The 8,414-nt window shown below is 75.2% G+C and carries 4 protein-coding genes; all 4 read left to right on the plus strand.

Annotated features, from left to right (window positions below):
* The first annotated feature begins 274 nt into the window (after positions 1-274).
* The 4 genes from ACGF0D_RS15800 to ACGF0D_RS15815 are packed head-to-tail and all read left to right on the plus strand — an operon-like array spanning position 275 to position 8,265.
* Positions 275-6,145, plus strand: a complete 5,871-nt coding sequence (locus ACGF0D_RS15800) for an SDR family NAD(P)-dependent oxidoreductase (protein ID WP_392916426.1) — start codon at positions 275-277, stop codon at positions 6,143-6,145.
* Positions 6,145-6,642 carry an acyl-CoA thioesterase gene (locus ACGF0D_RS15805; RefSeq protein WP_392870671.1) on the plus strand — a complete coding sequence of 166 codons (498 nt, stop codon included), beginning with the start codon at positions 6,145-6,147 and terminating at the stop codon, positions 6,640-6,642. The genes ACGF0D_RS15800 and ACGF0D_RS15805 overlap by 1 nt, the downstream gene beginning before the upstream one ends.
* Positions 6,639-7,217, plus strand: a complete 579-nt coding sequence (locus ACGF0D_RS15810; protein WP_392916429.1) for a flavin reductase family protein — start codon at positions 6,639-6,641, stop codon at positions 7,215-7,217. Before ACGF0D_RS15805 ends, ACGF0D_RS15810 begins: the two co-directional genes overlap by 4 nt.
* 16 nt (positions 7,218-7,233) lie before the next feature.
* Positions 7,234-8,265 (plus strand): NAD-dependent epimerase/dehydratase family protein, encoded by a 1,032-nt coding sequence (locus ACGF0D_RS15815; protein WP_392870676.1) that lies wholly within the window; start codon positions 7,234-7,236, stop codon positions 8,263-8,265.
* Positions 8,266-8,414 lie beyond the last annotated feature (149 nt).

The following is an 8,414-nucleotide window of genomic DNA, read 5'->3' on the forward strand; positions in this document are numbered from 1 at the left end:
GCCCGCACACCCGAGGCTCCCGCCGACCGGCGGGAGCCTCGGCGCGTTCCCGGCCAAGGCCCCGGCCGGCCCCCGGGGAAGCCCCCGGCCGGCCCCCGGAAAATGACGCCGTTATCGAATAGCGGCGGCGTGGAATCACACCGTTATGGAAAAGCACCGCCCCCCACCAGGCGGAAAGCAAACTCGGAGAAGACAGCCGGACGGTCGCCGCCGCACTATTGACGACAGTGCAGGCGTGTCGAGTCGGCAACAGATTTGCCGTCAATTCATCTCCATGGGTGGTGAATACGTGAGCAGTGAGCGGATCGCTATCGTGGGAATTGGCCTCCGTTACCCGGACGCCAATTCGGCGAGCGAACTGTGGGAGAACGTACTGGGTGGTCGGCGGGCCTTCCGGCAGCTGCCGGACGAGCGCATGAACCAGGCGGACTACTGGTCGGAGGACCGTAGCGCGCCCGACCGGCACTACACGAAAAAAGCCGCGGTCCTGCGGGACTACGCCTTCGACCGCATCAAATACAGCGTCGCCGGAAGCACCTACCGGGCGACCGACCTGACGCACTGGCTGGCCCTCGACGTGGCCGCCGAAGCGCTCGCCGACGCCGGATTCCCGGACGGTTCCGGACTTCCCCGCCAGAGCACCGGGGTGGTCGTCGGAAACAGCCTCACCGGGGAATTCTCGCGGGCCAACATCATGCGGCTGCGGTGGCCGTACGTGCGCCGCACGGTGGCCGCCGCGCTGACCGGCCAGGGCTGGTCCGAAGGGGACGTGGCGAAGTTCCTCCAGGACCTGGAACCGCAGTACAAGGCGCCGTTCCCCGCCATCGACGAGGACTCGCTGGCCGGCGGCCTCGCCAACACCATCGCCGGCCGGATCTGCAACCACTTCGACCTGCGCGGCGGCGGCTACACGGTCGACGGGGCCTGCTCCTCCTCCCTGCTGTCCGTCGTCACCGCGGCGAAGGCCCTGGCCGACGGCGAACTGGACGTGGCGGTCGCCGGCGGGGTCGACCTCTCCATCGACCCGTTCGAGGTGATCGGCTTCGCCAAGACCGGCGCCCTCGCCACCGGCGAGATGAAGGTCTACGACCGGGACTCCAACGGCTTCTGGCCCGGCGAGGGCTCCGGCATGCTCGTCCTGATGCGCGAACGCGACGCACTGGCGCAGGGCCGGCGGATCTACGCCAGCATCAGCGGCTGGGGCGTCTCCTCCGACGGCAAGGGCGGCATCACCCGGCCCGAGGCGAGCGGGCACCGGCTGGCGCTGACCCGCGCCTACCACCGGGCCGGCTACGGCGTCGAGACGGTCTCGTACTTCGAGGGCCACGGCACCGGCACCGCCCTCGGCGACGCGACCGAGATCGAGGCGCTGTCCTCCGCGCGCCGCACCGCCGACCCGACGGCCCGTCCGGCCGCGCTCGGCACGGTCAAGGGGAACTTCGGGCACACCAAGGCCGCCGCCGGCGTGGCCGGCCTGATCAAGGCGACCCTCGCCGTGCACCACCAGGTGATCCCCCCGGGCACCGGCCACCTCGACCCGCACCCGGGCCTGCTCGGCGACGAGGCGGCCATGTACGTCCCGCGCCAGGCCGAACTCTGGCCGGCCGACCAGCCGGTCAGGGCCGGGGTGTCGGCCATGGGCTTCGGCGGCATCAACACCCACGTCGCCGTCACCCAGGCCCCCGGCAGCACCCGGCGCGAGGCGCTCGACGAGCACACCACCCGGCTGGTCGCCGGCCGCCAGGACGCCGAACTGCTGCTGCTGGACGGCCCGGACGCGGACGCGCTGCGCACCGAGCTGACCGGGCTGCTCGACCTGGTGCCGAAGCTGGCCCAGGCCGAACTGGCGGACCTGGCCGGCACACTGGCCGACCGGCTGTCCGGCGGCCCGGTGCGCGCCGCCGTCGTCGCGACCACCCCGGACGACGCCGTGCGCGGCCTGGAACGGCTGCTCGCCCTGCTCGACTCCGGTGCGCGGGAGGCCTTCTCGGCCGGCGAGGGCGTCTTCCTCGGCCGCGCCAGGACCGCCCCCCGGATCGCCTACCTCTTCCCGGGCCAGGGCTCGGGCCGTGGCGCCGTCGGCGCGATCCGGCGCCGGTTCGCCACGGCGGAGGAGGTGTTCCGCTCCTCGGCCCTGCCCACCGGCGCCGACCAGGTCGCCACCCAGGTGGCCCAGCCGCGCATCGTCACCGGTTCGCTGGCCGCCCTGCGGGTGCTGGACGCGCTCGGCATCCGGGCCGACACCGCCGTCGGCCACAGCCTCGGCGAGCTGACCGCCCTGCACTGGGCGGGCACGCTGGACGAGGAGCAGGTGGTGCGCCTGGCCACGATCCGCGGCCAGGTGATGGCCCGGGCCAGCCACGGCGGCGGCGCGATGGCCGGCCTGGCGGCCACCCCGGAGCAGGCGGCCGCCCTGTCCGCCGGACTGGACGTGGTCGTCGCGGGCTACAACGGGCCCCGGCAGACCGTGCTCTCCGGCCCCGCCGAGGCGGTCGACGAGGTCTGCCGCCGGGCCGCGGCCGAGGGCGTCACGGCGACCCGGCTGAACGTCTCGCACGCCTTCCACTCGCCCCTGGTCGAGCCGGCCGCGGTCGCGATGGCGGCCGAACTGGCGGAGTTCGACTTCGGCGAGCCGGTCCGCCCGATCGCCTCCACCGTCACCGGCCGGCTCCTGGACCCGTCCGCCGACCTGCGCGAGGTGCTGCGAGAGCAGGTCCTGCTCCCGGTCCGCTTCCAGGAGGCCGCCACCGTGGCGGTCGACGGCGCCGACCTGGTCGTCGAGGTCGGCCCGGGCCGGGTGCTGTCCGGCCTGCTGGCGGAGATCGCACCGGACCGCGCCACCCTGGCGGTCGACACCGACAGCGCCTCGCTCGGCCCGCTGCTGCGGATCGCCGGCGCCGCGTACGTGCTCGGCGTGCCCGTCCGGACCCAGGCGCTGTTCGGCGACCGCCTGCTCCGGCCGCTGCCGGCCGACGGCGCGATGACCTTCCTGGCCAACCCCTGCGAGGCGGCCCCGGCCATCGACGCGGAGCTGGCCGCGCAGGACGGCGGCCAGGCCGCGGACGCGCCCGCCGGACAGCCCGGCGCCGCGGACACCGGCGCGGACTCCACCCTGGAGCTGCTGCGCAGGCTCGCCGCCGAGCGGGTCGAGCTGCCGCTGGACTCCGTCACCGCGCAGACCCACCCGATGGACGACCTGCACCTGAGCTCCATCACCATCGGCCAGATCGTCAACGACGTCACCCGGGCGCTCGGCCGGCCGGTGCTCGCCGCGACCCCCAACTACGCGACCGTCGACCTCGGCGGGATCGCGGAGCTGATCGACCAGCTGGCGGACACCGCGCAGGACGGCGGCGAGTCGGCGGCCGAGGTCGCCGGCGTGGCCCCGTGGGTGCGGCCCTTCGCGGTCGAGCACCTGGAGGCCGCCCGGCCCGCCCTGCCGACCCCGGCGGCCTGGCCGCAGTCCGGCCCCCAGGACTCCGCCGGAGCCTGGACGGCGTACAGCACGCCCGGCCACCCGCTCGCCGAGCCGCTGCGCACCGCGCTCGCGGCGGCGGGCCTCGGCGACGGCGTGCTGCTCTGCCTCCCGGACGCGTGCGGACCGGAGGAGGCGGAACTCTTCCTGACCGCGGGTCGGGCCGTGCTGGCCGCCCCCGAGGGTACCCGGCTGGTCGTGGTCCAGCGCCGGCTCGGGGCCGCCGGGCTGGCGAAGACCCTGCACCTGGAGCACCCGTCCGTCCCGACCACGGTGGTCGAACTGCCCGACACCGCCCCCGAGGGCGCGGCCCGCGAGGAGGCGGTGGCCCGGGTGGTCGCCGAGACCGCCGCCACGGCCGGCTTCGCGGAGGTCCGGTACCAGCCGGACGGCCGCCGCACCGTCCCGGTGCTCCGGCCGCTGCAGCTGCGTCCGGCGGCCGAGGGCGGGTCCCCGCTCGACGTCCGGGACGTCCTGCTGGTCACCGGCGGCGGCAAGGGCATCACCGCGGAGTGCGCCATCGCGATGGCCCAGGACTCCGGTGCGGCCCTGGCCCTGATCGGCCGCGCCGATCCGGCCGACGACCGCGAACTCGCCGGGAACCTCGCCCGGATGGACGCCGCGGGCCTGCGCTACCGGTACGCCCGCGCCGACGTGACCTCGCCCGAGGAGATCGCCGCCGCGGTGGCCCTGCTGGAGAGCGGGCTCGGCCCGGTCACCGCGGTGCTGCACGGCGCCGGACGCAACCAGCCGGCCGCCCTGGACGCGCTCACCGTCGAGGACTTCCACCGGACCCTGGCGCCCAAGACCGAAGGACTGGAGGCGGTCCTGGCGGCCGTCGAACCGGACCGCCTGAAGCTGCTGATCACCTTCGGCTCGATCATCGGCCGGGCCGGACTGCGCGGCGAGGCGCACTACGCCACCGCCAACGACTGGATGACCGAGCTGACGCTCCGGTTCCAGGAGCGTCACCCGAAGGCCAGGGCGATCGCCCTGGAGTGGTCCGTCTGGTCGGGCGCCGGCATGGGCGAACGGCTCGGCGTCGTCGAGGCGCTGATCCGCGAGGGCATCACGCCGATCTCCACCGAGAACGGCATCCAGGTGCTGCGCGAGGTGCTGGCGGACCCGTCGGCCGGCCCCGTCCTGGTGGTCAGCGGCCGGGCCGGCGGCCTGCCGACCCTCACCACCGCCCGGCGCGAGCTGCCGCTGACCAGGTTCGTTGAGCGGGTGGTCGCACACCACCCGGACATCGAGCTGATCACCGAGACCGAGCTGACCGAGGGCGGCGACCCGTACCTGAGCGACCACCGGCTCCAGGACGACCTGCTCTTCCCGGCCGTGCTCGGCATGGAGGCGATGGCCCAGGTCGCCGCCGCGGTGAGCGGCCACCAGGGCCCGCCGCTGCTGGAGGACGTCGAGTTCCGCCGTCCCGTGGTGGTCCGGCCGGGCGGCTCGACCACCATCCGGATCGCGGCCCTGGTCCGGGACCCCGAAACGGTCGACGTGGTGCTGCGCAGCGAGGGCACCGACTTCGCCGCCGACCACTTCCGGGCCCGGCTGCGCTACCCCAGGACCGAGGTGCCCGGCACCCCGGTGCCGGACGGCTTCGGCCTGCCGGCGGTGCCGGTGGACCCGGTGACCGAGCTGTACGGCAGCGTGCTCTTCCAGGGCAAGCGGTTCCAGCGCCTGCTGGAGTACCGGCGGGCCAGTGCCCGGCACGCGCTGGCGGAGATCTCCACCACCGCCCAGGCGCCGTGGTTCGCGGCCTACCTGCCGCAGGACCAGCTGCTCGCCGACCCCGGCACCCGGGACGCGATGATGCACGCCATCCAGTGCTGCGTGCCGGACGCCACCCTGCTGCCGCAGGGCATCGAGCGGCTCTGGCTGGCCGATCCGGCCGACCAGGACACCGAGTACGTGGTGCTCGACGCCAGGGAGCGCTCGCAGGACGGGGACAGCTACGTCTACGACGTCGACGTGCGGACCCCGTCCGGGAAGGTCGTCGAGCGCTGGGAGGGGCTGACCCTGGTCGCCGTCCGCAAGCGCGACGGCGCCGGCCCGTGGGTGCCCGCGATGCTCGGCTCGTACCTGGAGCGCGGCCTGGAACGGGTGCTGGGCGGCAGCCGCGCGGTCGTCGTCGAACCCGCGGCGGAGACCGGCGCCGCGGACGGCGACCGCAGGGCCCGCACCGAGACCGCCCTCGGCCGGGCGCTGGGCCGGCCGGTGGAACTGCGCCACCGCCCGGACGGCAAGCCCGAACTCGCCGGCGCGCCCGGGCTGGAGGGAGTCACCGTGTCGGCCTCGCACGGCCCCGGACTCACCCTGGCGGTGGCCGGGCGGGGGCGGCTGGCCTGTGACGTCGAGACCGTCCTGGAGCGGACCGCCGAGGACTGGGACGCGCTGCTGGGCGCCGGCCAACTCGCCCTGCGGGACCTGCTGGTGGCCGAGGTGGGCTGCAGCCCGGCGGTGGCCGGCACCAGGGTCTGGAGCGCGCTGGAGTGCCTGCGCAAGTCCGGTGCGACCACCCAGGCGCTGACGCTCGACCGCGTCCACCCCGGCGGCTGGGTCGTGCTGTCCGCCGGTGACGCGGCCGTCGCCACCTGGGTGACCACCGTCAACGACCGCACGGAGCCGGTGCTCTTCGCGGTCCTCGTCGGGAAGGAGAACTGATGTCGTCCTACTACGAGATCCGGCACACCGTCGGATTCGAGGAGACCAACCTCGTCGGCAACGTCTACTACGTGAACTACCTGCGCTGGCAGGGGCGTTGCCGGGAGATGTTCCTCAAGGACAAGGCGCCGGGGGTGCTCGCCGAACTGCAGGACGACCTCAAGCTGTTCACCCTCAAGGTGGAGTGCGACTTCTTCGCCGAGATCACCTCCTTCGACGAGCTGTCCGTCCGGATGCGCCTGGAGGAACTGACCCAGACCCAGATCCAGTTCACCTTCGACTACCTGCGGATCGACGGCGAACAGGAGAACCTGGTCGCCCGCGGCCGGCAGCGGATCGCGTGCATGCGCGGGCCGAACACCGCCACCGTCCCCGCCCGGGTGCCCGAGGAACTGCGCCTGGCGCTGGCCCCGTACGCCGAGGGGCCGGCCGTCGCGCGGGCCCTCGCGGCGCAGGCCGCGCCCGGCGGGCCGGTGGAGACGGGGCGGGCGCTGTGATCGGCAACGGCCGGCTGCCGGTCAACACCCGGCCGACGGACGTACGGACGCCGGCCACCGAGAACCGGGCCGTCCTGCCGGGCGCCCTGCGCGAGACGATGGCCAGGTTCGCCACCGGGATCACGGTGATGACCACCGGCGGCGAGTACGTCCACGGGATGACCGCCAACGCGTTCAGCTCGGTCTCCCTGGAACCGCCGATGGTGCTCTGCTGCGTGGCCCGCTCCGCGACCATGCACGAGGCGATCACCGTCACCAGGTCCTTCGCGGTCTCCGTCCTCGGCGCCGAACAGGAGACGCTGGCACGGTACTTCGCGAACAAGAGCAGGCCGCGCGGGGCCGAGCAGTTCCACGGCCTCGACTGGCAGCCGGGACCGTTCACCGGCGCCCCGCTGCTGGCCGGCTCGCTGGCCTGGCTGGAGTGCAAGCTGGCCGAGCAGTACGACGGCGGCGACCACTCCATCTTCCTCGGCGAGGTGCTGGCCGCGGACTGGGCCGACGACCGGCAGGCGCTGCTGTTCTACCGCGGCGCCTTCCACCGGGGCATCGGCGCGAACCCGGACGGGATCGGCTGAGCGGGGGATGGGCTCGATGTTGGTGAGCGTGACCGGCGGCACCGGGTTCGTCGGCATCCACTCCGTCGCGGCGATGGTCCGCGACGGACACCGGGTGCGGATGCTGGTCCGCGACCCGGCCGCGGCGGAGCGGGCCCTCGGCCTGCTGGAGGTGGACCCGGGCGCCGTCGACCTGGTCGTCGGGGACGTGACCGACGAGGGCGGCGCGGCCCGCGCGGTGCGCGGCGCCGACGCCGTGCTCCACGCGGCCGCCGTGTACTCCTTCGACAGCCGGCACAACGCGCGGATGCGCCGGACCAACGAACGGGGGACGGAGCTGGTGCTGGCCGCCGCCCGCCGGGCGGGCGCCGACCCGGTCGTCCACGTCTCCAGCATCGTCGCCCTGCTGCCGTCCCCCGGACGGCCGCTCGGGGAGCACTCCCCGGTCGGCCGTCCCCGGGACACGTACATGGCGACCAAGGCCGCGGCCGAGCGGATCGCCCGGGCCCACCAGCGGGACGGCGCGCCGGTGGTCATCAGCTACCCGCCCGCACTGCTCGGCCCGCGGGACCCGGGGCTGGGCGACCAGAACGCCCGGCTGCGCAACGCCCTGCGCGGGCTGATGCCGATCTGGCCGCTCGGCGGCTTCCCGGTCGGCGACGTCCGCGACACCGCGCGGCTGCACGCCAGGCTGCTGACCGCGCCGCGGGCCGGTTCCGACCGGCACTTCGGGCCCGGCCACCACCTGCCCACCCGGCAGTACGTGCGGACCCTGCGGGAGGTCACCGGGCGGCGCCTGCCCGCGGCCTTCCTCCCCGCCCGGGCCATGCTGCCGGTCGGTGCCCTGGCCACCCTGCTCCAGCGCGGCTGGCCTTGGCACATCCCCGCCGAGTACGGCGCCGTCTACACCTGCGCCTGCGCGACCCCGGTCGACCCCGCCGCCAGCACCGGCGGGCTGACCCCGAGGCCGACCGCCGAGACCATGGCGGACACGGTGCGCTGGCTGCACGCCCAGGGCCGGCTGACCGCCGCCCAGGCCGGCCTGCTCGGTGGGGAGGGGAAGGACTGAGACAGCACTGACGGCCATCCGACGGCCGGGGGGGGGGGGCCCCCCGCCCCCCCCGGCCCCCGCGCCGCGGCGGGCGCCCCCCCCCCCCCCCCCCCCCCCCCCCCCGCCCCCCCGCCCCCCCCCCCCGCCCCCGCCCCCCCCCCCCCCCC

Source organism: Kitasatospora sp. NPDC048298 (genome assembly GCF_043201465.1).
GTDB lineage: Bacteria > Actinomycetota > Actinomycetes > Streptomycetales > Streptomycetaceae > Kitasatospora.

Excerpts from the sequence above, each read along its gene's own strand:
- ACGF0D_RS15815 (WP_392870676.1), top strand. The coding sequence starts at position 7,234 with ATGTTGGTGAGCGTGACCGGCGGCACCGGGTTCGTCGGCATCCACTCC.
- ACGF0D_RS15800 (WP_392916426.1), top strand. The coding sequence starts at position 275 with ATGGGTGGTGAATACGTGAGCAGTGAGCGGATCGCTATCGTGGGAATT.
- ACGF0D_RS15805 (WP_392870671.1), top strand. The coding sequence starts at position 6,145 with ATGTCGTCCTACTACGAGATCCGGCACACCGTCGGATTCGAGGAGACC.